We start from the raw sequence: 26553 nt of genomic DNA on the forward strand, positions 1-26553 counted from the left end.
CCTGCCCTTTACGTTTTTAAGAAATATATGTAAAAAGAGGCGGATTGTCGCCGCCACCCTAGAAATTATCGTTACTATATGCTATCCCATAGATTTTTTCGCATTTTCAAGCGTCTCGACAACCTTGTCGCACCAGGCATCAAATTCGGGATCCTCTTTCTGGAATTCCAGATGTGCGAGCACATTTGCGATGGTACGGCGGATTCCCTCGTCAAAGCGGACCTCAGTACGGAAATTCGGTACGGCGCGCTTGAGTTTGGAATTGTCGAACACCACGGAATTCGCCTTGTCGCCGATGAGGCTCCCGAGCAGGTCGTAGTCGCTCACATCCGCAAGGAACTGCGATGACACGTAGTACGGTTTGAGTTCCACGCCGAGAGCGTCGGCAACGGCCTTGTAAATCTGGTTCCAGGTGAGCGTCTCGTCGCTTGTAATCTGGAACGATTCACCGATGGCGTGAACGTTCCCCATCAAGCCCACAAAACCGCGGGCAAAGTCGGTGTTGAAAGTCATGGTCCAGAGGCTCGTGCCGTCACCGTGAATAATGACGGGCTTGCCCTCGAGCATGCGTTTCGCGACCTGCCAGCTGCCGTTCTTGCCGTGGACGCCCAGCGGAATGCTGCGCTCGTCGTAGGTGTGGCTCGGGCGCACGATCGTGATGGGGAAACCTTCCTCGCGGTACTTACGCATCAGGAATTCCTCCCCCGCAATCTTGTTGCGGGAGTATTCCCAGTACGGGTTCGCAAGAGGCGTGCCCTCGGTAATGCGGTAGTCCGAAAGCGGCTTCTGGTAGGCGCTCGCGGAACTGATGTACATGAACTGCTTGGTTTTACCCTTAAACAGACGGTAATCGCGTTCAAGCGCACTCGGGTGGAACACGATGAAATCGCAGACCACATCGAACTGCATGCCCTTGAGTTTTTCGGCAACGGCAGATTCATCGTAGATGTCGGCGTTGATGAGTTCAACACCTTCGGGAATGTCTTCTGCGGGGCGGTTCCCGCGATTGAGCAGGTAGAGTTTCCAGCCCTGGGATGCAGCAAGGCGCGTGATGGCCATGCTGATGGTTCCCGTACCGCCGATGAAAAGAGCGTTCATATGCTAGACCATAAAAGATCCCCGCCTTGGTTCGACTTCGCTCACCACAGGTCGCGGGGATGACGTTGAAGAATGCGGGTCAATCAAGAGAGGCGTGGGCGGCAATGGTGTAAATCGCGGTCACGTCCTTCGCCTTGAGCGGAACAAAACCCCAGCCGTCGCCCGGATTGAGCTTTTCGACCAGCTTCGGGATGTCCTCTTCCTTCGCGCCGAGTTCTGCAAAGTTGATGGGCATGCCGATGGAATGCAGGAAACGGCGGAAGGCCTTGATGCCCTCGAGGGCGGTGGCCTTCGGGTTCTCGAAATTCATCTCGCAGCCGAACACGCGCGTCGCCATCTGGGCAAAGCGCATCACGTTGTGGTCCACCACGTATTCCATCCAAGCGGGCATGATGACTGCAAGGCCCGCGCCATGGGCGCAGTCGTAAAGCGCCGAAAGTTCATGCTCGATGGCGTGGCTGTTCCAGTCCTGACTGCGCCCGCAGCCCACGACGCCGTTGTGGGCTACCGTCCCCGCCCACATGATGTTTGCTCGCACCTGGTAGTTGGCGGGGTCGGCAATGGCGCGCGGGCCCTCCTTCACCATCGTAAGGAGAACCGCTTCGCACAGGCGGTCGGTAATTTCCACTTCCAGCGTGTTCGTGAAGTAGCGTTCAAAAACGTGGGCCATGATGTCGGTAATTCCACAGGCCGTCTGGTAGGCAGGCAACGTGCAAAGGAGCGCCGGATTCTGCACCGCGAATTTCGGACGAATGTGCTCGCTGCTCGCGCCGCGCTTGAGCATGCCATCTTCCTTGGTCACCACGGAGTCGCCGCTGCCCTCGGAACCGGCAGCCGCAATCGTCTGCACCACGCCAATCGGGAGCGCTGCCGCCGCCGAGGCCTTGCCCTCGTAAAAGTCCCAGAAATCGCCATCGTAAACAGCACCCATCGCAATGGCCTTGGAGCTGTCAATCGTAGAGCCGCCGCCCACCGCAAGGATAAAGTCTATGCCGTTCTGGCGGACAATCTCGATGCCCTTGTACACGAGCGAATCGTGCGGGTTCGGCTTCACGCCGCCAAGTTCCACATGCGGGATACCAGCCGCATCCAGGCTCGCCTTCACGCGGTCGATGAGCCCCGAACGCACGGCGGAACCGCCACCGTAGTGGATAAGCACCTTCGTGCCGCCATACTTCTTGACGAGCGCACCGCATTCATTTTCGCGGTCCTTACCGAATACAAATTCCGTGGGGCTGTAGAAATTGAAATTTTCCATGTTCCATCCTTTTTCTTGTTTTTTTGCTTAAAAATACAAGAATTTTGCCGAAATTGCGCACAAATTCGGCTTTTTTCTGTGTACAGGGGGAAACAGGAATTCTTTAACCCGCTGCGGCGAGGGTACTATTTCACATTGACCCTGTGCGCCTGGCGGCCCACTTGAACCAGATAATTGCCTGCACGGCGTATTTCAAGCGCGAGGTTTCCGCCGGCATCCACTTGTCCGCGGGCAATTACCCGGCCCTGCATATCGAACACGTTTACCTTTGAGCCCGCATGGGCGCCATAGACTTGCAGCAGGCGACCCGCGGCATTGACGCCGAACGAAAGCGTCTTGGAAACTTCGCGAAGCGATTGCCTTATACCACTCGACCAGATGGTACCATTGTTTGTGTTTACGCAACTGTTCACGAAATTCGGGAAGGTGCCCGCATCATCCGGATGCCAGAAAAATTCTTCCCATACGGACTGGCTGTAATAATCGTTGACAAACAGTCCCGAAATGCTGTGGCCGTTGGATTGATAAACAGGAGTGGTGTCGCCCCTGCTCAGTACGCCAATGGGGTGCCACAGTACAATTCCGTCCACCCAGTTGCTGTCGCCGTCCACGAGGGCCTCGTTGACGACAATGTCGTTTTTCTGCCAGGCGCAGGGATGGGTTTCCGTAACCTTGACGCTATCAAGCTTGTTGCTCGTATACAATGCAAACCAGTACAGTTCATTGCGATCCGAGAGGATGTAGCAGCCGTTTTCGTTTTTGGCGGGCTTCTTGGGTTCGGGATACCAGTGCGCATAAAGGTCGAAATCGCGGCTGTAGTAGGATGTTTTCCCGAAACTCTTGATTTCGCTGGAATAAGTGAGTTTGTCAAACCAACCTACAAAAATAAAGCCTTTACGGGTCGGTTCTTTTAAGGTGATGTCGGTGTCGAAATTGAATGTTGCCGGATTAACGGGGTCATTCTCGCCACCGTTCAAGTGGTACGTGATCTTATAGTTGTTCGTTATCCACTTTGCATATAACGTGATATCGTCGTGGCGTTCCTTCGCAAGCTCTTTCACAAGCGTTTTGAACGTGGAATCGGCATACCAGCCGTCAAAAGTGTAGCCTACTTTTTCAAGCCCCTTTAATGTATAGGCCGCGGAATCCGAGGACCAGCGCGAGGGATTGATTTCGGGCTCCATGCCGCCATTGGCAACATAGGTCACAAGATATTCGCTCTCCCACCTGGCGTAAAGGGTATAGTATTTTTTGGTACCGGCCTTGATGGTGTCAATCCGTTCCTTATACAGGCTGTCGGCAAACCATCCTTCAAAGGTATCGCCCTCCTTTGTGGGACTTGACAGAATAACGGCGGAATCGATTGTGTAGTACTCCGGGTTTTTGTCGCTGTTCACGCCACCGTTCAATTTGTAGTCAAGGTAATACCTCACATTGGAACTTAAAACCGGGTATGGATCTACGCCCACGCTTTGTTCCCATGCGGCACCATAGGTGCCCTCCTGCAATTTCCCTAGAACGGTCCCGTCCCTGAATTCGTCCGCAGTCGCCTTTGATCCACCGTATTGGGCTGCCCCATCGCCGGCATAGTAGGAGTTCTTGATTTCAACATGGTGGCGGGAACTGTCATAGTAACACCATTCAAGATTATGATAACCAAAAATGGCATCGCCACTGTCAGAAACGGTTCCGATGTTGAATACGTTCTCGAGGGTTAAATCCTGCGCTTGACCGACAATGCCTCCGGTTCCATCATATGGGCGAGATGCACCGGAAACGCGGCCCGCATTGTAGGCGTTGATAATCTGAGTCACGTTGCTCGGGTTCATCGTGGGCCATTCGGGCTTTGCTAGGGCAGGCTTTGCCAAGGGAGGCGGAGCACAAAGGCACGACCAGTCTTCCTCGCTTATAATTGCACCGGCAATGCCGCCGGCGCTACCGCGCGCGACAACCGTCGCCTCGCTAAAAACATTGACAAGAAGCGCCGACTGTTTTATATAGCCGACAATACCTCCTGCATAAGGGGTACCTTCAAAATAGGAATCCTTAATACCCAAGTTCCTTACGACGGGGGGCTTGCCGGCGCCTTCATAAAGCTTAGAGAAAAACCCGGCTTCATACTGTTTTTTTGTATAAAGCCCCGAAATGGTGTGGCCGTTGCCCTCAAATATTCCGCCAAATGCAAAAGGCTGCCAGTACATGATGTCATTGCGGGTGGAGTCCGGGTTCCCTTCCGCATCCAGCAGATTTTCATTGACCACGATATCGTTCTGGAGTTCTATGCAAGCAAAGGTGGAAAGTTTGGGGATGGCGTAAAGTTCCTCCTTGGAGGTGATTTGGTAACAGCTGTCAGCACTTAACTGGGGTTCCTTGACTGCAGGGGCCCAAAGCGCTATCAACGTGTATTTGTCTCCACTGCAACGGGATATACTTTTTTGGGGAGCGTCGTAAAAAACACCGGTGGGAGCTTCTTTAAACCAGCCCAGAAACCGGGATCCTTCGCGGGTCGGCTCCTGGAGCGTAATCGTGCATTCGCTAGAATCTGCTTTTATGACGACATAGCTATCCGGATTCGCGGGGTCATTCACGCCCCCGTTCAGGTAATAGGTGATAGTCCGCGTGTCGCCTACCGCGGCAAAGCCGAAGCCAGCCAACGACAACAGCAATAAAAAGGAATACAAACACTTCATATCCTTAATATAATCACAAATAAGTTAATCCGAGCAAAAAAAAGTAGAAAAACACGTAATTTCACGGAACGACGCACCATCTTTGTGCCATCTTAGGTGTAAAAAGAACTACCGCATAGGGAATTCTTCGAAGGCCTTGCTGTTCGCCTGCAAGTTGCTACCCTTCCAGTCGAAGAGCGCGGGGCCCCAAGCACCGCTGAGTGTCGGTTCCCAGAAGAACGTGCCTATCCAGCGGTCAAGACCCTTCACCATCTCGGTCGTGCGCTTGCGCGAGCCGTCGAAATTGTAGTGGTTCTCCGCATCGCCGCCGTTGTATTCCGCGACGATGAATTCAAGATTCGGATAGCTTGAAGTGACCGTCTGGAAGAGCGATTTCCAGTCATCGGGAGCCTTGTCGCCATACGCCGTGTAGGCGGAGAATCCCATCACGTCGGCGGGGACCTTCTGGTTCTTGAATATTTCCGTCATCCACCAGGTGACGGTATTCGCCTGGCGTATGCGTTCAATATGCAGCACAGTCTTGGTATTCGGCGAAACTTCCTTGACGGCCTTGATGCCCGCCTTGAAGTACTTCGCCGCGTTCGCCTTGCCGCTCGAGGTGCTCATGTCGCCGGCAATCGCAGCGGAGGCCTTGTCCACATTGTCGCCCCAGCAGTTTGTACTGCTGTTCGGCACGTGAACGAGGATGCCCGGCGTGGTCTCGTTGCCAATCTGCACCATCTCGGGAACCGCCCCCACCTGCTTGAGCGCATTCATCAGGTCGAGCGTGTAGGCATACACGGAATCGGCAAGGGCGTCGGAGCTGTTCACCTTGCGCCAGCGCTCCGGAATAATCTGCTTACCGGGATCGGCCCAGTTGTCGCTGTAGTGGATGTCAAGCAGAAATGCCATGCCCGCAGCCTTGATCTTTTGCGCGTAGGCAACGATGTGGTCCTTGTCGGCATAGGCTTCTGCATCGTGGTCGCAACCCGCAGCGGCATAGCCGTACTGCGCCTTCGGGCTTACAAAAGTCTTTAAACGGATGGCGTTGAAGCCGTGGCCCTTGAGGAGCGTGAAAATGTCCTTCTCAGTTCCGTCAACGTCGAAGAACTTCGCGCCGAAGCGTTCGTATTCCTGCACGGTCGAGATGTCGGCGCCGGTGTAGAAACCGAAACTGAGCGGCGGTTCGGAAGCGGAGGACTGCGGAATTTTAGACGAGGACGAAGGCGGAGGTTCATGCGCCGAGGAGCGCGGGGGTTCCATGCCCGAAGAAGAACGCGGAGGGATACGGATCGAGCTGGAACTGAAATACGAATCCCACAAATAAGACGAAGATGAAGCAAAGGGCGGGAGCGGTACAGAAGAAGAGAGCGGCCCTGCGGACGAACCTGCGGGGGGATTGTCGGAAGACTGCGGGAATTCGGAAGACCGCGAGACATCCGAGGATGACGAGATTGCCGCGACATCGGAGGAGCCACCCAAATCGGGCAAGGACATGCCCGCGGAGGAATCCCCCACGATTTCGTAGTCGTAACCGGCACCGCTGCCGGAATCGCCGCCGCATGCAACGAAAAGAACCCCAGCCGCAGCCATCGCCGCGACACACCCAAAACGGCACAAGTGCCGTACTCTAAAACAACCCTGTTTGTATCCCATGCCTTAAATTTAAACTAAAAGTTTGGCAAGCGGTGCGCCGGAGCCCATAAAATCGTGCAAATAATTTAAATTTACAATATGCAACCGTGGAATTTGCTCGCATCTGACACTGTACAGGGCTTTATCGAAGAGGCCCTTACGCGCAAGTGGGACGCCTTGCAAGTTTCGACCGCGCTCCAGAAGGCAGGCTACAGCAACGAGGAACGCGCGGCTATCATGGACTACATGGCGCTCGTGCCCAAGTTCCGCGAGAAGTTCTGTGCCGCTGAACACATTGCAAAAGTCGGCGCTGCCCGCAATTCCACAAATAACGAGACCGCCCGCGGGATGTTCCTCCTGTGCGACAAACTCGCGCTAGAACAGAGCACCGCACAGGATATCGGGCGCTGGAAGGCGAACCTTTGGCCGCGCGGGAACGACGCAACCGAAAATGCAACTGGCGCAGGCGCGGAAGTTCACGACCTGTGCTGCGGCATGGGCGGAGACAGTTTTTACCTGCCTGCGGGCCTGAAAGTGACGGGAGTCGACCTGGACGAAAACCGCCTCGCGATGTATAGCCACAATATGCAGGCGTTCGGGAAGGCCGCGGAGACACTCAACAAAGATGTCCGCGAAGTCGCTCGCGAGAACGGCGCAAAGATGCCCGCCTCCGCGGGCATGACGAAAGCGGACTACTTCACCATCGACCCGGCACGCCGCGCCATTGAAGGCGAGAACCAGCGCGACCTGAAGAACCTCACGCCCACGCTCGAGGAAGTCGTGGAAATCAGCAGGCACTACAGGGGCGGCATGGCGAAACTCCCGCCCGGCTACCCGCCCGCCGAAATCCCGGACGGAACCGAAATCCTCTACCTGGGCGGGCACAGCGACTGCCGCGAATGCCTCGTGCTCTTCGGGGAACTCGCAAAACACCCGGACACCGTCCGCGCGGTCATTGTCGGGAAGGCAGGCGAAACGCTTGCAGAATGGACCCGCAGGCGCGACCGCTCGCTCGAGACCCTCGACGACGACCTGCAGGAAAAACTCGACCGGAACGACAGCCTCGAAGGCAAGGACCGCACCTACCGCACGGCGACGAGCCGGAGCGACCTGCCCCTCGGGGAAATCGGCAAGTACATCGCAGAACCCGCGCCGGTACTTATCCGGAGCCACCTCTTCAATGCGGCTGCCCTCGCCCACGACCCGAATGCTCACCTGATTTCGGAAGGCATCGCGTATGTTTCGAGCGACAAGCCGCTCCCTGCACCGGGATTTTCCTGCTACGAAGTGCTCGCGCATACCGAAATCGCGACAGGCGCCGTCCGCAGCATGCTCAAGGAACACGACATCGGGAAAATCACGCTCAAGCTGCGCGGCGTAAAACTCGACCCCGATGCCGAAACCAAGCGACTCAAGCCCAAGGGCAAGAATTCCGCAATCCTGTTCTACACCCGTGCCAAAGGCGAAAAGGTTGCTATACTAACAACAAAAACGAAAAATCAAACCTAGATTCTTCGACTTTGGGCTTCGTTCTCCACTCAGGATGACACTTTTTTATCATAACTAATGACTATTGACCAACAACTAATGACTATATGAGCGTAAAACTTGAACAATCCTGGCTGAACCTGCTCGCCGACCAATTCGAGCAGCCGTATTTCAAACAAATTAAAAACAAACTTTTGCAAGAGAAGGCGGAGCATCACGTGGTCTATCCGCCCGGCTCCAAGATTTTCGCGGCACTCGACTACTGCCCTGTAGATAAAGTAAAAGCGGTCATCATCGGGCAGGACCCCTACCACAATCCGGGCCAGGCGCACGGGCTGTGCTTCTCGGTGCCCATGGGTATCGAGCCTCCCCCGTCACTCGTGAACATTTTCCAGGAACTTCACGATGACCTCGGCATCACGCCGCCCCCGCACGGAAACCTCGAAAGCTGGGCGCACCAGGGAATCCTTCTCCTGAACGCATCGCTCACGGTCCGCGCCCACATGGCGGCAAGCCACGCCGGAATCGGCTGGCAGCAGTTCACCGACACCGTCATCCAGCGCCTCTCCCAAGTGCGCGAGAATCTCGTGTTCTTGCTCTGGGGCAGTTTCGCCATCAAAAAGCAGGCACTCGTGGCCCCGAACCGTGGCCACCTGATTCTCACCGCGCCACACCCGAGCCCGCTTTCGGCCTACCGCGGTTTCTTCGGTTGCAAGCATTTTAGCAAGGCAAATGCATACCTCGTCAGCAAGGGTCTAGAACCCATCGACTGGAGCATCAAGTAAGCATCGGCCGACAGGACTGTTGCCTAATCCAATATGCAGCGGACCGAATAAGCCCTCGCTTTATAGAGGGATACATGTTCGGCCTCGCGTTCGCTAGAATAAAGGGCCATACCTTCCGCCCTATCGGTAAAGTCTTCACTGGTCGACCAGAAATATGTTCTATAGCCCAAGCCCGTATAAAGTCCTGAACTTTCCCCCTGGCCTGCAGGCAGTGCAGAAAAGCCATTGTCGACGCTTTCGTAACTACCGGACCAACCGCTAGTCGATTTCAATTTCGTAGTCGTGCTGTCTGCCGCCAACAAGGCCGACCAGTCATTATGCGAAGGCAAGTGCCAACCTTCAGGGCAAACACCTCGAGCCTGGCCATCCGGGCTCTTGCGGACTGAATTACCGCACCCCTTGCAAGCGTCACTCCAGACACCCACGCTATCGACGGCAGCGCTCCAGGTGTAAAGGCGACCATACCTGGCGCAATTGGTCGAGTCATCCTTATAGCAATAACTTTTCGGAGTCTTGTAGTTGAGGTTCTGCGCCATCCAAATACGGCGTGCGATGTAAACCATCCTGTAAGTTTGGCCATCGCGGGCATCCACAAAGCAGCTGTCATCCGTTTCTACATTGCAGGGAGGCGGCACCGGTTCCGAACTTGACGATTCCACGACACTGCCAGAAATTGCCGGCGTATCGGGGTCATCCATCACACAGCGAACAGAGGCTCCCTCGTACTTCGTCAAGGATGCCGTAAATGTCGTGGACCCTTGATCCAGCCTTATGGCAGTGGCCTGTTCGCTCCGTTCATCCGTCGATGTCCAGAAATATGCTTCCTTGCCCTCGCTAAAGAAATCTGCTGATTTGTAACCGGCAGGGAGTGCAGCAAATCCGAAAGAATCATAACCATTACCGTCATCCTCAAAAATGGCACTCCAGTCCCACCCCGAAGTGGCCTTGAGGTACATTCCCGCCGTCGTTATGGAGCCCTCTACCCGCGCACCTCCGACGCCCGAGTAGAACAGAACGACCCACTCCGCCTTGCTCGGCAAGTGCCAGCCGCTGGGGCACACGCCCCGTATGGGTTGCTTGAATTCGCAAATATATCCATTGCCACAGATCCTGTCGATTGCATTCCGGAGAGCCGCGCTATCGATGGCAACGTCCCACGTGTAATACCTGCCGTACTTGGAACAGTTGGCGGCATCGTTTTTGTAACAGGTACTGTACCGCGCCGCATAGTTCAGATTTTCGGCCATCCAGGTTTGCGAGCCGATCGTTACCGTCTTGTACGTCTGGCCGTCGCGATCGTCGACCAGGGTCCCATACACGCAGTTGTCCTCCGTCTCTGTCTTGCAGGGAACTATCTGCGAAGAACTGGAGGAACGGGCAGAACTACTGCTGGACACACTTGTCTCGCTAGAGCTCGACCGCGGCGTGACGTTACTGCTGCTGGATACGGCAGACGAACTGCTCGACTTGGCCAACGAACTGCTAGACTTGGCCAACGAACTGCTAGACACGCTGGACGAAGACGACTCTTCGGTGCTGCTGCAGGATTTTTCATCCTCTCCCGGCCTCACTGCAAAGGACTCGTCGTCACCGCATGCCACAAAAATGGCCACGACAAGCATAAACGAGGCAATCAGACTGAATTTTTTGAGGGGGGCGCTGTATTCTAATTTTTTCATATACATCATTTTCTCCATTACAAATATAAATAAAGTGTTCCTTCCGGGCATAGTTCAAGGAGTATTATCCGGTTCAAACAAACGATTTCTTACTATATTTAGCCATATGACTAACAGAAACACCTTCGGACGACTCATCCTCTTTATCGTGCTCGGCCTCATCATCGGCGGAGTGCTCGGTGAATGCCTCGGGCTCCTCTTCGGGGAACTCGGCGAACTCATGAACGCGGGCGGTTACGACAACATCGTGCACAACTTCTTCGTGAAGTCCTTCTCGCCCTCGTTCGGGTTTAACGGAGATAACGCGAGCCCTGCGGTTCTCGACCTCTACATGATCAAGCTCGCCCTGGGAATCAGTTTCAAGTTTAACGTCGTCAGCATCATCGGCATGGCCATCTCGATATACATCATGAAATGGTCCGGAGGAAATAGGTAATGGATACCATCAAGAATTTGAGCGCCAAGCTCGCCAGCGGCGAGACTTCGGCAGTTGCTCTCGCGCAGGACTCTCTCGCAAAAATTGAAGCTACCAAGAATTTGAATGCATATATCAGCGTGCTGAACGAGCGCGCCCTCGCGAAGGCCGCGGAATCGGACAAGCGCCGTGCCGAAGGCAAGAGTCTCGGCGCGCTGGACGGCATCCCCGTTGCCGTGAAGGACAATATGTGCCTCGAAGGTACGCGCACTACGGCAGCCTCCAAGATTCTCGACAACTTCGTCGCCCCCTACACCGCTACCGCCATCGAAAAGCTCGAAGCGGCAGGTGCGGTTATCGTCGGCAAGACGAACATGGACGAATTCGCGATGGGCTCGAGCAGCGAGACCTCGTACTACGGGCCGGTAAAGAACCCTCTCGACGAATCCCGCGTGCCGGGCGGTTCCAGTGGCGGTTCGGCCGTAGCCGTGGCCAGTGGCACGGTCGCCTGTGCGCTCGGCTCCGACACCGGTGGTTCTATCCGTCAGCCCGCCGCCTGCACAGGCGTCGTGGGCTTAAAGCCCACCTACGGCCGCGTGTCCCGCTATGGCCTGCTGGCCTATGCAAGCTCCCTGGACCAGATTGGACCCTTCGGCACTACCGTCGCCGACTGCGCCACTCTCCTTAACGCCATCTGCGGCATCGACCCGCACGACAACACCACGAGCACCCGCGAACCCGAGGACTTCGGCGCGAAGCTCGACGCAGGCGTGAAGGGCAAGGTCATTGGCGTCCCGAAGGAATACTTCGCCGAAGGTCTCGACCCGGAATGCAAGGCCGCTATCGAGACAATGCTCAAGAAGATGGAAGCCGAAGGCGCTACGCTCAAGGAAGTGAGCCTCCCGCACATCGGTTTCGCGGTATCGAGCTACTACATCATCGCAACCGCCGAAGCGAGCAGCAACCTCAGCCGCTACGACGGCGTGCGCTACGGCTACCGCAGTAAGGAAGCCCGCAAGCTGTTCGACCTGTATGCCAAGTCCCGCAGCGAAGGTTTCGGCAAGGAAGTCCAGCGCCGTATTCTCCTCGGCAGCTACGTGCTTAGCGCAGGCTTCTACGACGCCTACTACGTGCAGGCCCAGAAGGTGCGCCGCCTCATCACGGACGACTTCAGCAAGGCGTTCGAAAGTTGCGACGTGATTGCAAGTCCCACGATGCCGGGCCTCCCGCTCAAGTGCGGCATGAACGAGTCCGACCCGATGGCGGTTTACCTGAGCGACATCTACACCGTGAGCCTGAACCTCGCCGGTCTCCCGGGCGTGAGCGTGCCCTGCGGCATGGCAGGCGGTCTCCCCGTCGGCCTGCAGTGGATTGGCAAGCCGTTCCAGGAAACGGACCTGCTCAGTGTCGCCGCCGCGACCGAAAAGCTTGCAAAGTGAGTGTCGCACCGTCAAGTTTACTTGACGGTATGACCGAACGCAGCAGCGGACGCCAAAGGCGTCAAAAGCTGAACAAGTAGTTTAGTGGATCCTATCGGGCTTCGCCCTCCAGGATGACATTATGAAAAAGGCCTGACCCGCGGCAGGTCTTTTTTTTGCGCAATTAAGCTCGCTATTAGTCCTTTATGCAGCGGACTCCGAAGAAGTTATCAGTCATTTTTTCAAGACTAATATCATCAACGTACATTCTCTGTTCTACAACTTTAATCAAGAGATAGGAATACACACTTTCAGAAACAGCCCACGTTGCCGAGTAAAGGCCCTTAGAAGTGGACCTACCATTAACATATTCCCCCATGCCAACGAAAGACAGTCCATAAACATCGAGCCCGGGAGCAATTATCTTTACCCCGTCTCCCCAGCCGTTCGCAGACCTTACATAGTCAAGACGGTCGTCCACTGCCCAGTCAAAATAATACATCTCTTTCCAAGAAGGGATATGCCAGCCGTCAGGACAGATTCCCTGAACAGGTTCATCACCCAGATTGCAGACTTTACCTGGAATACATGCATCATTATTCATCGCCGCAGTACGGTTGTAGAATCTACCAAGCAGTTCACAATTCCGTTCATCGTTATCGTAGCAATGGGTATTCCCTTTTATCACAGTACTCTTTGTAGAATCTGCATAATTCAGGTTCTCTGCCATCCAGACCTGTCCATTGAATTCTATGGTCTTGTACTTTTTACCGTCGCGCGGGTCCGTCATTTCGCCATAATCGATTTCCGGATTAAATATATCGTCTTTCGTCGTGATGTTAATTTCAATTGCGGAAGCAGGGTCGTCGGGCGGGTTATTGCTGCTAGAAGAACTGACACGCGAACTGCTGGAGCGGGAATTTTCGCTCGACGAGGAACCGTCACTATCCGAAGATTTTACGCTACTGGATGATTTAACACTATCCGAGGATTCAACGTCATCAGCCCCCTGTTTTCCAGAGACCGGAGAAAAATCATCATCGTCACCACACCCCACAAGAAATGCGAGGCCAAAGGCAAGAGCGACAAGGCCGGCTATTTTACAATTAGAAAAACGTTTCATATACACCTATTAAACTCCATTAGTTCTTCACGCAGCGGATAGGGAAAAACGGGTCATACTCGGCATCATCCATGACCGCTATGGTCCCGTTTCCCGATGCGCTTTTTCCTACATCCATCAGATACCAATTTTCATTCGGGGTCGACGCGTCGTAAACCCACAGATTGGTATAGTTTCCCTTTCCCTTAAATCCGACAGAGCCGGTTTGGCGTTGATACACACCGGTTCCTACAAAGGACATGCCCGTAGAATTGTTGCCTCTACGGTCCGTAGCCCACCCATAAGACGAATTCAGACTACTAGCCTGATTCCCGTTCAAGTTCGCCAGTTGTTCCGCCTCGCTTTTCGAAGGGATATGCCACCCGCTGGGGCAGATGCCCTGAACATTGCCAGACATCGAGGGGCACGTTCCGTTATAACATGTGCACCGACTGTCATTCAGCGCAGCCTCTCTGCTGTACAGGCGCCCGAAGGCTACACATTCGCTCGGGTCATCGCCATAGCAGCGGTTGTTCCCCTCCAGGATGGGGAGTTTCGAAGAATCCGCAAAGTTCAGGTTTTCCGCCATCCAGGTGTGCCCCGCTATATTCAACGTCCTGTACGTCTGTCCATCGCGCGAGTCCGTCATTTCACCATAGCTTTCCGCCGAATTGAAAAGCACGGTCTTATCAAACGAACTCGAAGATTCTTCGCTCGAGGAACTTTCGCTGCTCGACGAGACTGTTGACGAACTCATACTGCTAGAAGATTTCGCACTGCTCGAAGACACACTTGACGAACTGAACGACGACGAACTCACGCTACTCGATGATTTCACGCTAGACGAAGACACGCTCGAAGACGAACTTTTCGCGGAACTAGAAGATGCAGGAGCCTTGTCTGCTATGCAGCGGACGGGAAGGTGTACCGGGAAGGTGGTAAAGCCGCTGACGGATACACTTTCCCCATTGAGAGAAAGGTAGGAACTGTTTGTCGAAGGCTCGTAAACCCAAATAAATCCAGCGGTACCCATACTCTTGAAGCTGGTGCCATTATTCGGCCAAAGAGCCCCCGTTCCAACAAAGGATAGCCCGTAGATATCTGTTCCTGGCGGGACTGTCGGCTTCCAGCCCTTAGCGGACCTTAGTGCGCTGGATTTTCCTTCCACAAAATTCTTCAGCGACAGCGCTTCATTATAGGATGGGATATGCCATCCGGACGGGCACACGCCCTGGACAGGCTTGCTTCCCAGTTCGCATGGGAATTTATAATAACACACGGAGGTATCCATTGCCACATCTCGGGCATATAGGCGGCCATACAACTCACAATACGCCGTGTCCATATTGAAGCAGAAGGATTCCCCCCCTTGTGACGTGCATAGTTCAAGTTCTCCGCCATCCAGGTCTGTCCGTTAACGACGACTGTTTTGTATACTTGGCCGTCGCGCGAGTCCCTCATTGTACCATATTCGATGTCCGGGTTAAACTGTTCGCCCTTTTCTTTCAGGTAAGGCTCGACATCCATCTTGGAGTATCTTTCCGATGAACTGCTGGTGGGGAAAATGCTGAAGGAAGAAGAACTAGACGAGCTGGAGCTGACTCCGCTGCTCGAAGATGAAATGCTCGAAGAACTACGGACACTTGATGACAAAGAGACTACATTCAGCGTGTCATCCGATACACAGCGGACAGAAGCAAAAAGATTGTATGAAAAACCAGAATGTATAATAATATCATTACCCGACTCTCCGCGGAAAACTAGGTAACTCAAATACGGTCCTTTTATATATGCCCAAACGATTCCAGTCCTTCCAAGATTATCAAAATCTTTATTATAGAAATTGAGCCCCCCCGTTGCCGGCATCGAAAAGCCCGTGGTATTACCCCCTTCGTTATAAAAGGACCAGGTTTTTGCAGACCGGACTTCTTCAAATTTATCGCCAAATGCGTCTACTAGAGCCGTAGCCTCGTCGCTAGATGGAATATGCCATCCCTTGGGACATACACCGCGAACCAAGGTATCCCCGATATCGCAGGAAGATCCAAGTTTGCAGGCGATGTTGTCCATAGTTGCTTCACGTGAATACAAGCGGCCCAGCAGGGCGCAGTTATCATCATCGAAATTAATGCAAGCCGAACGTTCGAGCACTAGCGGATAATCGTCGTTGCCAGCAAAATTGAGGTTCTCGGCCATCCAGACTCTGTTTCCAATGACAACGGTTCTATAGACCTGGCCATCGCGTTCGTCCGTCATTGTTCCGTATTCGATTTCCGGGTTAAACAATTCGTCCTTAGAAGTCATGGTAAAGGGGATGGACGCCAGTTTGAAATCGTCCTTATCATAAGACCAAGTGATATCAAAATCAAAACTTGAGGAACTGTACAGCAAACTGCTAGACGATTCCGCTTGGTGGAACTCGCGACCTTCCGCAGTTAGCGTATCGAACTCGCCCACCCAGATGTAGACGGAATCGGCGCGGTCAAAGCGGCACTCGTAACGGTCCTTGTCTCGCCCGATAACGGCTTCTCGGCCCTCGCGCATCTCGTTGCACGGGGTTTCCGACAAGCCCTTCGCCGTCGTGTACGCATAGTCGTAACCGCGGTCCTTCGCGACCGGAGAAAAGTCGTCATCGTCGCCACAGGCGACCAAAAAGAGAGCAAATAGCGTGCCCGCAACAAAAAGCGAGCCATGACCCGGCAGCAACAGGAACTTTTTCATGATTTCTCCTTTATCCCACATACCCCAACAGGTACAAAATATAGATTTTTTTCTTTCTCCCCGTAAAAAGTGTATATTTCTAGTATGAAAAAACCGGAAGTAGACATACTGACCATCAAGCACCGCAATATGTGGGGCGAGTGGACCTTCAAGTTCGAAGGGAACCTTCTGTGCGGGCTCCGGTTTACCGGCGCTGATGAATCGATTGTGCCAAGCACGGTCAAGGCCTGCGCATACGCAAAACCCGACAGCGACGAAGCTCTCCCGCGCGCCACAGCAAGGGTTTACAACAACGTTGTACGCGAACTCAACCAGTACCTTTCGGGCAAACTCAAAAAATTTTCCATCCCGATTAAGTTGTCCGGCACCAAGTTCCAGATGAACGTCCTCGAAGCCATCATGGACATTCCCTACGGCAAAACATGGACCTACAAGCAGGTTGCCGAAATTATCGGGCACCCGAACGCAGTCCGTGCCGTCGGGAATGCGCTCCACAGCAATCCCCTGCAGGTCATAATCCCCTGCCACCGCGTGGTCACGAGCCGCGGGCAGATTGGCGGTTACGCCCTCGGCACCGATTTAAAAAGGCGCCTCCTGTGCATGGAAGGCGCCATTCAAAACGAGCTGGAACTGGAATAAATCCCGCCGTCATCCCCGCGCAGGCGGGGATCTGCGAGCATTCTTTTACTTGTTCTTATTCACGATAAGCGTTTTCGCCTTGAAGGTCTTCTTGTCGATCCACTTGACCATCAGGGAAACCTTGTTGTCCTTGTTCAGGGCGGCCCAGTACTTCTTGAGCGTGTCTTCGGCGTTGTCAAAAATCGGCATCAGCTTCGGGAAGCCGTTGAAGCTAGGAATCGGGCATCCATCGGTTTCGTAGGTGCTGATGAAGTGGCCAAGACCCGGCAGAGCCTTCTCGTATTCGAACGTCATGCGTTCGCAACCGGCATCTTCACTGTTCCCCCTGCTCTTGAGGATGGAGAGCTTGTACACGGCGGGGCTTGCGTTCTTGTAGTGGATGCCGGAAATACGCGGCGTGAAGTTCGGGGCGTCGTCTTCGTACTGGCGCGTGCGGAGGGCACTTTCGAAGGTGCCGCCGAGCTTGATAGCATCGTAAATCGTGTCGGTCTGGTCGCCGTTCGTGATAATCTGGACGTCGGAAGTGTGGCGTGCCGGGTAGTAGATAATCAGGTGCGGGTCCGAGAGCTTGGATTCGTCGAAGGCCTTCGTCTTCATGAAGCCGGTCTTGGATTCCATTTCGAAAATGCGGTTACGGCTGTTGACGCTACGGCCCATAATCCAGTAAACCTGCACGTAGGACTTGCCGTCGGCACTTTCGCCGAGGATAATTCCGCGTCCGGGATAGGGGTTGTTGGAAAGGGCCTTGAAATTCTGTTTTGCTTCGTCTGTGTATTTCATAAGAATCTACCTTTTCGGGTTATAATTGTTCATCAGGACCATGGCGACGGCAACGCAGAGCATAATGACGCTCCCCACGACAACCTGCTGCTTGTGGTCGTAATCGCGCTTGATGTACTTCGGGTCTTCTTCGTTGAGTTCCTGGAGGGTCGGTCCCTCGGCGAGTTTCGTGGAATCAATGCCGCAAATTTCAGCAATCTGCTCCTCGGTCATGTTCAGCGTACTCACGCGCAGGCTATCGCACTTGTTCGTGACTTCAGCGGCAGCCGCGGGAATCGCGAGGACGAGAAAGAACAACAAAAGAATGAAGAATGTCTTATTCACATTCACTTTTAATCCTTCTTTCTTCATTATTCATTCCTGGATCCTTCGACTTCGTGCTACGCACTCCGCTCAGGATGACACCTTCTACAATAAACCAACTAGCCTTCCTTCGCGAGCTTGTCGAGAATCTGGTTCACGAGGCCCGGGTTAGCCTTGCCGCCGGATTTGCGCATGGTCATACCCACGAGGAAGCCCTTCAGCGCAACCTTGCCCGCCTTGAATTCGGCGAACTGGGCAGCATTTTCGGCACAGACCTGTTTAACGACTTCTTCGATGGCACCGGTGTCGGTCACCTGCACAAGCCCCTTTTCCTTAACGATGGCTTCGGGGTCCTTGCCGCTTTCGAACATCTCGGCGAAGACCGTCTTTGCAATCTTACCGTTGATGGTGTTGTCAGCAATCAGGTTCACGAGCTTGCAGAGGTCTTCGGGCTTAATCTTGAGGGCGCTGAGGCCGCCTTCCAGTTCCTTCACCTTGGCCAAAAGTTCGGTAATCACCCAGTTGGCGAGCACCTTGCCGTTCTTGCAGTTCTTCGCGGCGGTGTCGTACCATTCGCTCACGTCGCGGTCTTCGGTGAGCACCATGGCGTCGTATTCGGAAACACCGAAGTCGTCCATGAAGCGCTTGCGGCGGGCATCCGGCAGTTCCGGAAGCGTGCGGCGGATTTCTTCCACGAAGGCAGGGTCGGTCACGAGGCGGACCATGTCCGGTTCCGGGAAGTACTTATAGTCGTGGGCGTCTTCCTTGGAGCGAATCACGATGGTCTTGTCCGCATTGGGGTCGTAACGCTTGGTGCACTGTTCCACTTCCTTGCCTGCATCGAGGGTCGAGGCCTGCAGGTTCATTTCGCAGTAGAGAGCCTTTTCCAAGTTCGTGAAGCTGTTCAGATTCTTGATTTCGGCGCGGATACCGAACGGAGCGTCTTCACTGGCACGCAGGGAAATGTTACCATCGCAGCGCATGTTGCCGTTTTCCATGTTGGCGTTGGAAACACGGGTGTATTCAAGCGTCTGCTTAATCTTCTTGAGAACGAGCACGGCTTCTTCGGGGCTACGGATATCCGGTTCGGTCACGATTTCGCAAAGCGGGGTGCCGCAGCGGTTCGCGTCGAAGTGGGAATCGGTCGGGCTCATGTCGTGGATGAGCTTACCGGCGTCTTCTTCCATGTGGATACGGGTAATGCCCACGCGCTTCTTGGTGCCGTCTTCCTTCACGATTTCGAGCCAGCCGTTCTTGCAAATCGGGTGGTCGTACACCGGAAGTCCGCCCGTCTGGGTAATCTGGTAGCCCTTCGGCAGGTCCGGGTAGAAGTAGTTCTTGCGGGTCCACATCGCGTTCAGGTCGATTTCACAGTTGAGCGCGAGGCCCAGGCGAATCGCGTATTCCACCGCCTTCTTGTTCGGCACGGGCATGACACCCGGCATACCGAGGCAAACAGGGCAAACGTGCTTGTTCGGGGTCGTATTCACTTCGATTTCGCAGCCGCAGAACATCTTGGTTTTAGTTGCGAGCTGGCAATGGATTTCAAGACCGATAACAGGACAATAGTTAGGCATAAAAACTCCGTAATTTTACGGGAAAAAGATAGTATTTTAGAACTTAAAACTTAGAACTTAGAACTTGATATGCGGAAAAAAACGGGGCCGGGATGCAGGAAACAAGAAGAATACTGACATTACGTTACCCTCTTCGTAAAAAAAAGATTATTTTAAAAAGCAGCCCATTTTTTTCCAGGAGTTCGGCCATGAAAACTTTAAAGATTCTTGCCATCATCGGGGCCACGAGCCTGTTTGTCGGTTGCGCCTCCATGCCGAGAGAACTTTCGGACCACAAGGAAATCCCCGGCGGCGAATACACCGGCGAAGCGCAGAACAACCGCCCCGAAGAAATCAAGTACCAAAAGCTCCCCGACAACATGCAGTACGTGCGTGCAAGCGACTCGCTGGTTATCGCGACTTACAACAAACTAAAAGAAGACCTTTCCGTCGAAGAGGGCAATCTCCCCATCGCTGACTACCTGTTCCTGATGCCGGGAACCTGGGAAAAGATTTCTAGCACCGGCCAGAACGAGAACTTCAACAAGCGCAAGAACACCTACACCGTCGAGGCGGGCCCGGAAAAGTTCAAGTTCAAGTACGCAATCCCCAAGACCGACAAGTCCGCAAGGCACGCCTGGGAGGGAGTCCGTAAGGAAATCCGCCACCCCGCCTTCTACACGGCACCCGAGGGCAGCGAAGAAGCAAATGCCGTTGGCGAAATTTCCATACGAGCCATAAGCACCGAAGAAATGGCGACCATCGTGTGGTTCAGCCCGTTCAAGATGGTGGAACCGCTCTTCATAGTGAACAACACCTACATGCTCGGATTCAACAAGAAGGGTCAGTTGGAAGTCATCGACGAACTCCCCTACTACCTGCCCTACGCCGAAAAAATGAAGGCCATCATCGCCGATTACGAGCGGCAGAAGCAGGAGTATGAGCGACAGAAGCAGGAATACGAGCAGAAGAAAAAGGAGTACGAAGAGGCCAAGAAGAATAGCAAGTAGCCTAGACCAGCCTACACTTCGTCCAGCGTAACAACAAGCGCATCCGTGAGGGTGCGGAAGTTCGCGCATTCCGTGAGAATGCAGTCGGCACCGTTCACAAACGCCGTTGCAAGGCGAAGCGACTCTGCCTCAGTAATTTTGTGATTCGTGCGGGAGGCCGCGGCAAAAAGTTCCGCCGCCTTCACGGAGATCTCGGAATCCACGGGGCACACCTTCACGTTCCTCGAATGCTCAAAGAACTCGCGATACTGGCGGGCAAGCACACCCTCATTTGCACCGAACGCTTTCTGGCTAATTTCAAACAAGGTAACAGGAGAAACAAGAACCTGCACGTTCTTCTCGTACACCATGTCGAGCACGCCCGATACCGCCGGATAAAAATCCGGGTGCATCTGCAATAGCCGGACCAGCGGGCCGGAATCCAGAAAAAGAACGCGGCTCTGTCCGATATCCCTTATCACTCGTAAATTTCCATGTAGGCGATATCGTAGCGCATGCCGGCACGCACCATCTTGAAGCGTTCTGCCTTCGGGTAGTAGTACCAGATCATCCACTCGCCGCTCATGTCGGTACGCTTGGTCTTGATGGCTATGGGCTTTTCGCCCTTGTAGAATTCGCGCTTGTGCGGGATCACGTGTTCGAACGGGCGGTAGGTATGCACGGTCTCGCCCGCCTTGCGTTCGATAAAGCCCTTGCCGCCCTTGCTCCAGGTAATGAACACCGGGCCGTTTTCGTCCTTCATCTCTTCGCAGCTGTCAAAACCGCTACCACACCAGAAGAACTCCTTGAACTTGAGCTGCACCTCGGGCATGTTGAAACTCGCGACCTTGCGCGTGTTGCCCTTGTAGGTTCCGTAGTCGCCCTCAAGCTTGTACTGGCCAGCATTGTACTCGTTGCAGCCGCGCTGAGCGACCTTCACCTTGCGGCCCGTCACCGCGATATCTACCGTACAGCCATCTTCCTGGTAAGCCAGACGCGCGTTGCCGTTGGATTCGCGAATTTCCAGGTTGCCCATCTCGATTTCGGCGCGGTTGCCCTCGGGCCCGTTCTGGATGGTCACATCGAACCGCTTGGGGTTGTTCGGCGACTTTTTCAGATAAACGCTACCCGTCGCAGAGGCATACTCGCCGCTCAGGTCGAGCGCTTCCTGCTGGAATCGGGCCAGTTCCGCACGGCGCACCCACACTGTGCCCATTTTACAGTCAATAGGCACGTATGTCGGCGGTTCCTTCGGATCCTGTTCAACCCAGGTCACCACCTTCTTCTTCTTGGTCTTCGTCTTGACGCGGCCCTTCTTGTCCTTTACCGGGCGACCCTTCCTGTCGGTCACCTCGACGGTCTCCTTGACCCAGCTAACCTTCTGCACCTTGTCCTTGGGGATGGGCAGTTCCTTTATCCAGTCCGACTTGGAAAGCTGGCCTACGGGAGCGGACTCGTCCACATCGTTTTTTACTTTCTTGTAAACGGGAAGGGTTTCTTGTGCGAGCGCGAACGTTACGAACAAAACGGCAATAAAGCAGAAAAGTCTTTTCAAATTAATCCTCATGGCACGAAAAATTAACTTTTTTTCAAAAAGTTGAAGTAATTTATCCCATTTTTGGGGGGAATTCTCCCATTTGTTCGTTAAATTGCTAAACTTTTGACATATTAATTACCAAAGGAGAATTCCGAGATGAAAAAGATGATCCTCGCTTCTTGCATTATGGCAGCGGCCGTATTTGCCGCCCCTGATGCAGCAGCAACTGCCGCAAAGGCAGACGTTGCACAAAAGGAACTGGACAAGGCTACAGCCGACAAGGCAGCCCCCGCAGCAGCCCCTGCCGCTGAACAGGCTGCACCGGCCGAAGCAGCACCTGCCGCTGAAGCCGCTGCCCCCGCAGCAGCCGCTGAAGCACCCGCTGCAGAAGCCGCTCCCGCTGAAGCAGCCCCGGTAGCCGAAGCAGCACCTGCCGAACAGGCCGCCGCTGACGCTTCGACAGGCTCAGCAACCGCCGCTCCGGCTGAAGAAGCTCCGGCCGCAGACGCAGGCTTCGCCGAACCCGCGGCTGCCGAAGAAAAGGTCGCAGCCGCCGACGAGCAGAAGCCCGCCAAGAAGAAAAAACGCCACAAGAGGAAGAAAATGATCCAGAACGCCGTGCTCGAGACCCCGAAGATCGCGTTCGATATCAATGCTGACTTCGAATTGGAAGCCGGCAAGGTCTTCTGGACCACCGAAGACGACGAAATGAGCGACAACCTTGAAACCTGGAACGGCGAAGCCAACTTTGCCGTGCTCGCCGAAGGCGAAGACTTCAAGGGCAAGATTGCCGTAGCGTTCTACCCCGGCGATCTCCGCATGTCCGACGAATCCCTCGACAAGAAGGCCAAGAAGGAAGCCCTCCGCGAAGGTACCGAAAAGGGCACTGACGACTACTTCAGCCTCGACGAAGCCTGGGCATTCCAGGAAACCGACATGTTCAACTTCAAGGTCGGTCGCTGGGACAACACCGACAAGAACGGTGACTACTTCGGTGGCTACATCGACGGTTACCTGACCGGCTTCATGTCTACGCAGGCTTCCGAAAACCAGCTGCAGTTCGGCTTCACCCCGTCCGAGACGATGGATCTGAATATTTCTCTCATCAGCAAGTCCGTCAACCTCAACAAGGGTGACCTCCGCGCCGTGTTCAACTTCCACAACCTCGAAGCCCTCAACAACATGAAGATTCAGCTCGGCTACCGCAGCAACATCTTCGACGTTGTCTACGACTCCGACGCCGAAATCAAGCACAATGTGTCCCTCAAGGCAAACGTCCCCGTGGTCACGAACCTGTTCAACATCTTCGGCGAAGTGGCTCTCATGAACCTGAGTGCCGATGACGACATGGTCATGCCCATCACGGGCGGTGTCTCGATTTCGCTCCCGGTTATCGACCGAATCATCCTCGAAGCCGAATACGTGGGTGACCGCGACGAGCACAAGGAATACCAGGGCTTCGCAGCCAAGCACGTGAAGGACGTTCTCGGTGCAGTCTACGTCGAGAAGGCCTTCACCGACCGCTTCAGCCTCTCTGCCGGCTTCCACAGCTACGGCAGCACGAAGGACTGGATGCTCTCCGGCAACCTCGTCGGCAGAATCAATTAGTTATTAATTGCATAAATTTCAAAGAGCTCGCCGATGGCGGGCTCTTTTTTATTGGGGATTAGAGCGCGGGGGTGCGGGCTGCCTGACGTTCGGGCAGGTTCTTCCAGTAGCGCACGGGTAGGCAACGCCGGAGCAGTTTCGGGTTTTCGCGCTCCTTGATGGCGATGGACTTGTAGTAATCCTGCCACAGCTGAGTAAAGCCATCGGACTGGATAGCCTTCACGAACGATTCCTCGTCGGGAAGCGTCACCACTTTGCTCTCCCCCACCTTGTCGTGCAACAGGGCATACTTGCGCTTGGAATCATATATAATCCACTTCTCGAACGCGAACCTGTTACGGAAATGCGGTTCCATCATGAGGAGGATATCGTACTTCGGTTCTATCTTTGATATGTAGAAATTGCCTGGCCCTTTCGAAAAGCGGACCATCCCGAGCATATTGCCCGCCTCATGGCGCACGGAACCCGCAATCTTGTACAGCGGGAGCATCTCTAGCGATGCGGGGTTCTTGCCGTAGTTCGGGTCATCGCCCGAAAACAGTTTGCGGAGGTAGGCAAAGATTTTCATTTCTATCCCGCGCTCTTCCGAGAGGAACGCAGTTTCTAGCAGGGTAAGCACTTCTTCGCTTGCGTTGTTCACTATGGCGCGGCGCAGGCGCATCGCGGAATCCTCGTTCGTCTCCACGCGAAAATTCTGCTGGAACAAATCAACGGGGGCATCGGTATCACGATCCGGGACGAAGTTTTCGACATCGAGCCGCTGGGAATAAATTTCGAATATGGCGGAAAGGAAACCGTCAAATGATGAATCGTATGAAATGGAGAGAGTCATAAAAACAATTGATGATTGATAATTGATGATGCAGGATGTGTAATGTATATTTCGGGATGCGGGATGTTTTTAGTTGGCAGAACTTAGTTGGCAGTAGGCAGTGTTTGTCGCGGGCGACTACGCGGAGAGTGCCGCGGGCTGCGGGAAGTTTATCGAAGGCGTCGGCGCAATTGTCGGCATCGCTGGCGCCGGCGCTATCGCTGGCATCACGGGTGTCGGCGAAGGCAGCGCAATCGGATTGCTGTCGAACAGGTCGAGCTGGCCGGATTTCGGACGCGGGAGCAACAGCGGGCGAATCATCTCAGGGTAAAGCCGCCGGAGCGACGCGGGAATATCGGGATGGTAGATGAAGTACTTCGCGCGTTTCAAAACCACGCCCATCTTCTTCAGGTTCTCGAGCCGTATCTTGCAGTACCGCCGTCCCGAAACAATCAGCCGGGCAGACTTCACGCCGATTCCGGGAACCCGCAACAGCATCTCGTAATCGGCAGTCTGGATATCTATCGGGAACAGTTCCAGGTGCCGTAGCGCCCAGCCCGCCTTCGGGTCCAGATTCAGGTCCAGGTTCGGGTTCTGCTCGTCAAGAATCTCGTTGTACTCGAAGTTGTAAAAACGCATGAGCCAGTCGGCCTGGTAAAGCCGGTGCTCGCGCAGGAGCGGCGGCTTGGTGGTAATCGCGGGCAGGCGCTTGTCGGCATTTACGGGAACGTAGCCCGAAAAATACACGCGTTTCAGGCGTTGCTGGCGGTAAAAGCCCGCCGAAAGCGTGAGAATCTGGAAATCCGTTTCGCCCGAGGCGCCCACAATCATCTGCGTGCTCTGCCCCGCAGGCAAAAAGTTCGGGGTGTACCTCCCCCGCGCGCCGCCGTACTCGATCTTGCGTTCGGCAAAGTAGTTCATGGGAGCGTACACCGAAGCGTAGTTCTTGTCGGGAGCGAGGTAAGTGAGCGACCTCTCCGAAGGCACCTCGATGTTCACGCTCGTGCGGTCTGCATAGAGGCCAGCCTCATGAAGCAACTTCTCGGAGGCGCCCGGAATGCTCTTCAGGTGGATGTAGCCCCCGAAACGGTGCACGGTACGCAGTTCCTTCGCGACCTTCACCAGCAGTTCCATCGTATAGTCGGGCGAGCCCACCACCGCAGAACTCAGGAAGAGCCCCTCGATATAGTTACGGCGGTAGAATTCCAGCGTGAGGTCTATGACTTCCTTCGGGGTGAACGTCGCCCGCGGGATATCGTTGCTCCGGCGGTTCGCGCAGTAGGCGCAGTCGTACTTGCAGGCATTCGAAAGCAGGACCTTCAGTAGCGAAATGCAACGGCCATCGGAAGACCACGTGTGGCAAATACCCGCCGGGCAAGCATCGCCCAGCCCCCTCGGGGGCGCAGAACGCCTAGAGCCGCTCGACGTGCACGAGACATCGTACTTGGCGGCAGCGGAGAGAATATTCAGTTTTTCGCGGACATCCATACTTGCCTTTTTGTTTAGTTGCACCTTTGTTCACTACAAATATAAATAAAACTGCACAAAAAAGCAAGTGTTTTTTTTTGGCTATGTCAAGTCATTCCGTATTTTTTTACAAGGCTGCGGTGTCATTGCGAACCAACTGCGTTCCGGCTGCGGTTTCTTGGCGGACTCTGTCAAGCTTGGCTGTATGTTTGCGAACCTGCTACGGTTATGCTGCGGAAACCGAAAATGGCCAAAATAGCCTAAAAACAGCATTTCCGAGGTGAATTTGCAGGTTTCGATGGGCTGACGGATTCGGAAAGTTTTGCTAACCCAAAATTCTACAACTGGATCAACCCCATATTCGAACGCCAGTTCATTTACGACAGCTATAGCAGCCGCATAGGCAAGGGAACGCTTAACAAGACTCTCCATGGGGCACCGCCCAATTGCGGGCTGCCCATCGGGAATTTGACCAGCCAACTCTTCGGGAACATCTACCTGAACCCGCTGGACCACTTCATCAAGAGAGAACTAAAGCTTACCTTGCACCCTAAGAAAATCTACCTGCAACCGGTTACCAACGGCTTCCCCTTCC

General features: G+C 54.3%; 22 protein-coding genes and 2 pseudogenes. 8 read left to right on the top strand and 16 right to left on the bottom strand.

Features of this window, described 5'->3' with window-relative positions:
• Positions 1–81 precede the first annotated feature (81 nt).
• The 4 genes from CRO08_RS12290 to CRO08_RS12305 all read right to left on the bottom strand — a co-directional run bounded on the left by CRO08_RS12290 (position 82) and on the right by CRO08_RS12305 (position 6618).
• Positions 82–1098, bottom strand: a complete 1017-nt coding sequence (locus tag CRO08_RS12290) for an SDR family oxidoreductase (RefSeq protein WP_097036434.1) — start codon at positions 1096–1098, stop codon at positions 82–84.
• A 79-nt stretch (positions 1099–1177) separates the two neighbouring features.
• A complete protein-coding gene (locus CRO08_RS12295) occupies positions 1178–2356 on the bottom strand; it encodes an iron-containing alcohol dehydrogenase (protein WP_097036435.1) in 1179 nt (392 codons plus the stop codon).
• Between the two features lie 125 nt (positions 2357–2481).
• Positions 2482–5046, bottom strand: coding sequence for an InlB B-repeat-containing protein (locus CRO08_RS12300; protein WP_097036436.1), 2565 nt, complete (start codon positions 5044–5046; stop codon positions 2482–2484).
• A 108-nt stretch (positions 5047–5154) separates the two neighbouring features.
• Complete coding sequence (locus tag CRO08_RS12305; protein ID WP_255252358.1) at positions 5155–6618, bottom strand: glycosyl hydrolase 53 family protein; 1464 nt, start codon at positions 6616–6618, stop codon at positions 5155–5157.
• A gap of 141 nt (positions 6619–6759) precedes the next feature.
• On the opposite strand from CRO08_RS12305, the gene CRO08_RS12310 reads away from it, so the two are divergent.
• Together CRO08_RS12310 and ung are read left to right on the top strand one after the other, a co-directional pair.
• Positions 6760–8169: a class I SAM-dependent methyltransferase gene (locus CRO08_RS12310; RefSeq protein WP_097036438.1), complete on the top strand. Its 1410-nt coding sequence runs from the start codon at positions 6760–6762 to the stop codon at positions 8167–8169.
• 86 nt (positions 8170–8255) lie between these two features.
• Positions 8256–8933 carry a uracil-DNA glycosylase gene (gene ung, locus CRO08_RS12315; protein WP_097036439.1) on the top strand — a complete coding sequence of 226 codons (678 nt, stop codon included), beginning with the start codon at positions 8256–8258 and terminating at the stop codon, positions 8931–8933.
• A gap of 23 nt (positions 8934–8956) precedes the next feature.
• Here ung and CRO08_RS12320 read toward each other — a convergent pair whose 3' ends face one another.
• Entirely contained in the window at positions 8957–10612 is a 1656-nt protein-coding gene (locus CRO08_RS12320) for a fibrobacter succinogenes major paralogous domain-containing protein (RefSeq protein WP_176495148.1), read from the bottom strand.
• Positions 10613–10718: 106 nt separating this feature from the next.
• Between CRO08_RS12320 and CRO08_RS12325 the strand changes: the two genes are divergently transcribed.
• Positions 10719–11048, top strand: coding sequence for a DUF4321 domain-containing protein (locus CRO08_RS12325; RefSeq protein WP_072811277.1), 330 nt, complete (start codon positions 10719–10721; stop codon positions 11046–11048).
• Positions 11048–12466 carry an Asp-tRNA(Asn)/Glu-tRNA(Gln) amidotransferase subunit GatA gene (gene gatA / locus CRO08_RS12330; RefSeq protein ID WP_097036441.1) on the top strand — a complete coding sequence of 473 codons (1419 nt, stop codon included), beginning with the start codon at positions 11048–11050 and terminating at the stop codon, positions 12464–12466. Before CRO08_RS12325 ends, gatA begins: the two co-directional genes overlap by 1 nt.
• 175 nt (positions 12467–12641) lie before the next feature.
• Here the strand turns inward: gatA and CRO08_RS12335 are convergent, their stop codons facing one another.
• Entirely contained in the window at positions 12642–13568 is a 927-nt protein-coding gene (locus CRO08_RS12335) for an FISUMP domain-containing protein (protein WP_097036442.1), read from the bottom strand.
• A 19-nt stretch (positions 13569–13587) separates the two neighbouring features.
• Positions 13588–14196, bottom strand: a complete 609-nt coding sequence (locus tag CRO08_RS17400; protein WP_255252359.1) for an FISUMP domain-containing protein — start codon at positions 14194–14196, stop codon at positions 13588–13590.
• 22 nt (positions 14197–14218) lie between these two features.
• Between CRO08_RS17400 and CRO08_RS17405 the strand changes: the two genes are divergently transcribed.
• A complete protein-coding gene (locus tag CRO08_RS17405; RefSeq protein ID WP_255252360.1) occupies positions 14219–14530 on the top strand; it encodes a hypothetical protein in 312 nt (103 codons plus the stop codon).
• Here CRO08_RS17405 and CRO08_RS17640 read toward each other — a convergent pair.
• Both CRO08_RS17640 and CRO08_RS12345 read right to left on the bottom strand, forming a co-directional pair.
• A pseudogene (locus CRO08_RS17640) lies at positions 14506–14892 on the bottom strand (FISUMP domain-containing protein); the annotation flags it as partial. The gene CRO08_RS17405 and the pseudogene CRO08_RS17640 overlap by 25 nt on opposite strands.
• A gap of 38 nt (positions 14893–14930) precedes the next feature.
• Positions 14931–16289, bottom strand: a pseudogene (locus tag CRO08_RS12345) (FISUMP domain-containing protein); the annotation flags it as partial.
• 63 nt (positions 16290–16352) lie between these two features.
• On the opposite strand from CRO08_RS12345, the gene CRO08_RS12350 reads away from it, so the two are divergent.
• Entirely contained in the window at positions 16353–16907 is a 555-nt protein-coding gene (locus CRO08_RS12350) for a methylated-DNA--[protein]-cysteine S-methyltransferase (protein WP_072811283.1), read from the top strand.
• Between the two features lie 45 nt (positions 16908–16952).
• Here the strand turns inward: CRO08_RS12350 and CRO08_RS12355 are convergent, their stop codons facing one another.
• The 3 genes from CRO08_RS12355 to gatB form a co-directional block, all read right to left on the bottom strand.
• Positions 16953–17687: an IMP cyclohydrolase gene (locus CRO08_RS12355; protein WP_097036445.1), complete on the bottom strand. Its 735-nt coding sequence runs from the start codon at positions 17685–17687 to the stop codon at positions 16953–16955.
• Positions 17688–17693: 6 nt separating this feature from the next.
• Positions 17694–18038, bottom strand: coding sequence for a hypothetical protein (locus CRO08_RS12360; protein WP_255252362.1), 345 nt, complete (start codon positions 18036–18038; stop codon positions 17694–17696).
• A 71-nt stretch (positions 18039–18109) separates the two neighbouring features.
• Positions 18110–19567 (bottom strand): Asp-tRNA(Asn)/Glu-tRNA(Gln) amidotransferase subunit GatB, encoded by a 1458-nt coding sequence (gene gatB, locus CRO08_RS12365; protein WP_097036446.1) that lies wholly within the window; start codon positions 19565–19567, stop codon positions 18110–18112.
• Positions 19568–19755: 188 nt separating this feature from the next.
• Between gatB and CRO08_RS12370 the strand changes: the two genes are divergently transcribed.
• Positions 19756–20556 (top strand): hypothetical protein, encoded by an 801-nt coding sequence (locus CRO08_RS12370; RefSeq protein WP_097036447.1) that lies wholly within the window; start codon positions 19756–19758, stop codon positions 20554–20556.
• A gap of 11 nt (positions 20557–20567) precedes the next feature.
• On the opposite strand, the gene CRO08_RS12375 is transcribed toward CRO08_RS12370, so the two are convergent.
• Both CRO08_RS12375 and CRO08_RS12380 read right to left on the bottom strand, forming a co-directional pair.
• Positions 20568–21017, bottom strand: coding sequence for a PIN domain-containing protein (locus tag CRO08_RS12375; protein WP_097036448.1), 450 nt, complete (start codon positions 21015–21017; stop codon positions 20568–20570).
• Entirely contained in the window at positions 21014–22090 is a 1077-nt protein-coding gene (locus CRO08_RS12380; RefSeq protein WP_255252363.1) for a hypothetical protein, read from the bottom strand. Before CRO08_RS12380 ends, CRO08_RS12375 begins: the two co-directional genes overlap by 4 nt.
• A 138-nt stretch (positions 22091–22228) precedes the next feature.
• On the opposite strand from CRO08_RS12380, the gene CRO08_RS17060 reads away from it, so the two are divergent.
• Positions 22229–23680, top strand: a complete 1452-nt coding sequence (locus CRO08_RS17060) for a hypothetical protein (RefSeq protein WP_176495150.1) — start codon at positions 22229–22231, stop codon at positions 23678–23680.
• A 58-nt stretch (positions 23681–23738) separates the two neighbouring features.
• Here the strand turns inward: CRO08_RS17060 and CRO08_RS12390 are convergent, their stop codons facing one another.
• Both CRO08_RS12390 and CRO08_RS12395 read right to left on the bottom strand, forming a co-directional pair.
• Complete coding sequence (locus tag CRO08_RS12390; protein ID WP_097036450.1) at positions 23739–24512, bottom strand: TIGR03915 family putative DNA repair protein; 774 nt, start codon at positions 24510–24512, stop codon at positions 23739–23741.
• A gap of 117 nt (positions 24513–24629) precedes the next feature.
• Positions 24630–25979: a putative DNA modification/repair radical SAM protein gene (locus CRO08_RS12395; RefSeq protein WP_097036941.1), complete on the bottom strand. Its 1350-nt coding sequence runs from the start codon at positions 25977–25979 to the stop codon at positions 24630–24632.
• Between the last annotated feature and the right edge of the window lie 574 nt (positions 25980–26553).

This window comes from Fibrobacter sp. UWT3 (genome assembly GCF_900230125.1).
Classification (GTDB): domain Bacteria; phylum Fibrobacterota; class Fibrobacteria; order Fibrobacterales; family Fibrobacteraceae; genus Fibrobacter.

What these genes read in the sequence shown, in the direction of transcription:
- CRO08_RS12290 (WP_097036434.1), bottom strand. Translation starts at nt 1,098, where the DNA reads ATGAACGCTCTTTTCATCGGCGGTACGGGAACCATCAGCATGGCCATC.
- CRO08_RS12295 (WP_097036435.1), bottom strand. Translation starts at nt 2,356, where the DNA reads ATGGAAAATTTCAATTTCTACAGCCCCACGGAATTTGTATTCGGTAAG.
- CRO08_RS12300 (WP_097036436.1), bottom strand. Translation starts at nt 5,046, where the DNA reads ATGAAGTGTTTGTATTCCTTTTTATTGCTGTTGTCGTTGGCTGGCTTC.
- CRO08_RS12305 (WP_255252358.1), bottom strand. Translation starts at nt 6,618, where the DNA reads ATGGCTGCGGCTGGGGTTCTTTTCGTTGCATGCGGCGGCGATTCCGGC.
- CRO08_RS12310 (WP_097036438.1), top strand. Translation starts at nt 6,760, where the DNA reads ATGCAACCGTGGAATTTGCTCGCATCTGACACTGTACAGGGCTTTATC.
- ung (WP_097036439.1), top strand. Translation starts at nt 8,256, where the DNA reads ATGAGCGTAAAACTTGAACAATCCTGGCTGAACCTGCTCGCCGACCAA.
- CRO08_RS12320 (WP_176495148.1), bottom strand. Translation starts at nt 10,612, where the DNA reads ATGAAAAAATTAGAATACAGCGCCCCCCTCAAAAAATTCAGTCTGATT.
- CRO08_RS12325 (WP_072811277.1), top strand. Translation starts at nt 10,719, where the DNA reads ATGACTAACAGAAACACCTTCGGACGACTCATCCTCTTTATCGTGCTC.
- gatA (WP_097036441.1), top strand. Translation starts at nt 11,048, where the DNA reads ATGGATACCATCAAGAATTTGAGCGCCAAGCTCGCCAGCGGCGAGACT.
- CRO08_RS12335 (WP_097036442.1), bottom strand. Translation starts at nt 13,568, where the DNA reads ATGAAACGTTTTTCTAATTGTAAAATAGCCGGCCTTGTCGCTCTTGCC.
- CRO08_RS17400 (WP_255252359.1), bottom strand. Translation starts at nt 14,196, where the DNA reads ATGACGGACTCGCGCGATGGACAGACGTACAGGACGTTGAATATAGCG.
- CRO08_RS12350 (WP_072811283.1), top strand. Translation starts at nt 16,353, where the DNA reads ATGAAAAAACCGGAAGTAGACATACTGACCATCAAGCACCGCAATATG.
- CRO08_RS12355 (WP_097036445.1), bottom strand. Translation starts at nt 17,687, where the DNA reads ATGAAATACACAGACGAAGCAAAACAGAATTTCAAGGCCCTTTCCAAC.
- CRO08_RS12360 (WP_255252362.1), bottom strand. Translation starts at nt 18,038, where the DNA reads ATGAAGAAAGAAGGATTAAAAGTGAATGTGAATAAGACATTCTTCATT.
- gatB (WP_097036446.1), bottom strand. Translation starts at nt 19,567, where the DNA reads ATGCCTAACTATTGTCCTGTTATCGGTCTTGAAATCCATTGCCAGCTC.
- CRO08_RS12370 (WP_097036447.1), top strand. Translation starts at nt 19,756, where the DNA reads ATGAAAACTTTAAAGATTCTTGCCATCATCGGGGCCACGAGCCTGTTT.
- CRO08_RS17060 (WP_176495150.1), top strand. Translation starts at nt 22,229, where the DNA reads ATGAAAAAGATGATCCTCGCTTCTTGCATTATGGCAGCGGCCGTATTT.
- CRO08_RS12390 (WP_097036450.1), bottom strand. Translation starts at nt 24,512, where the DNA reads ATGACTCTCTCCATTTCATACGATTCATCATTTGACGGTTTCCTTTCC.
- CRO08_RS12395 (WP_097036941.1), bottom strand. Translation starts at nt 25,979, where the DNA reads ATGGATGTCCGCGAAAAACTGAATATTCTCTCCGCTGCCGCCAAGTAC.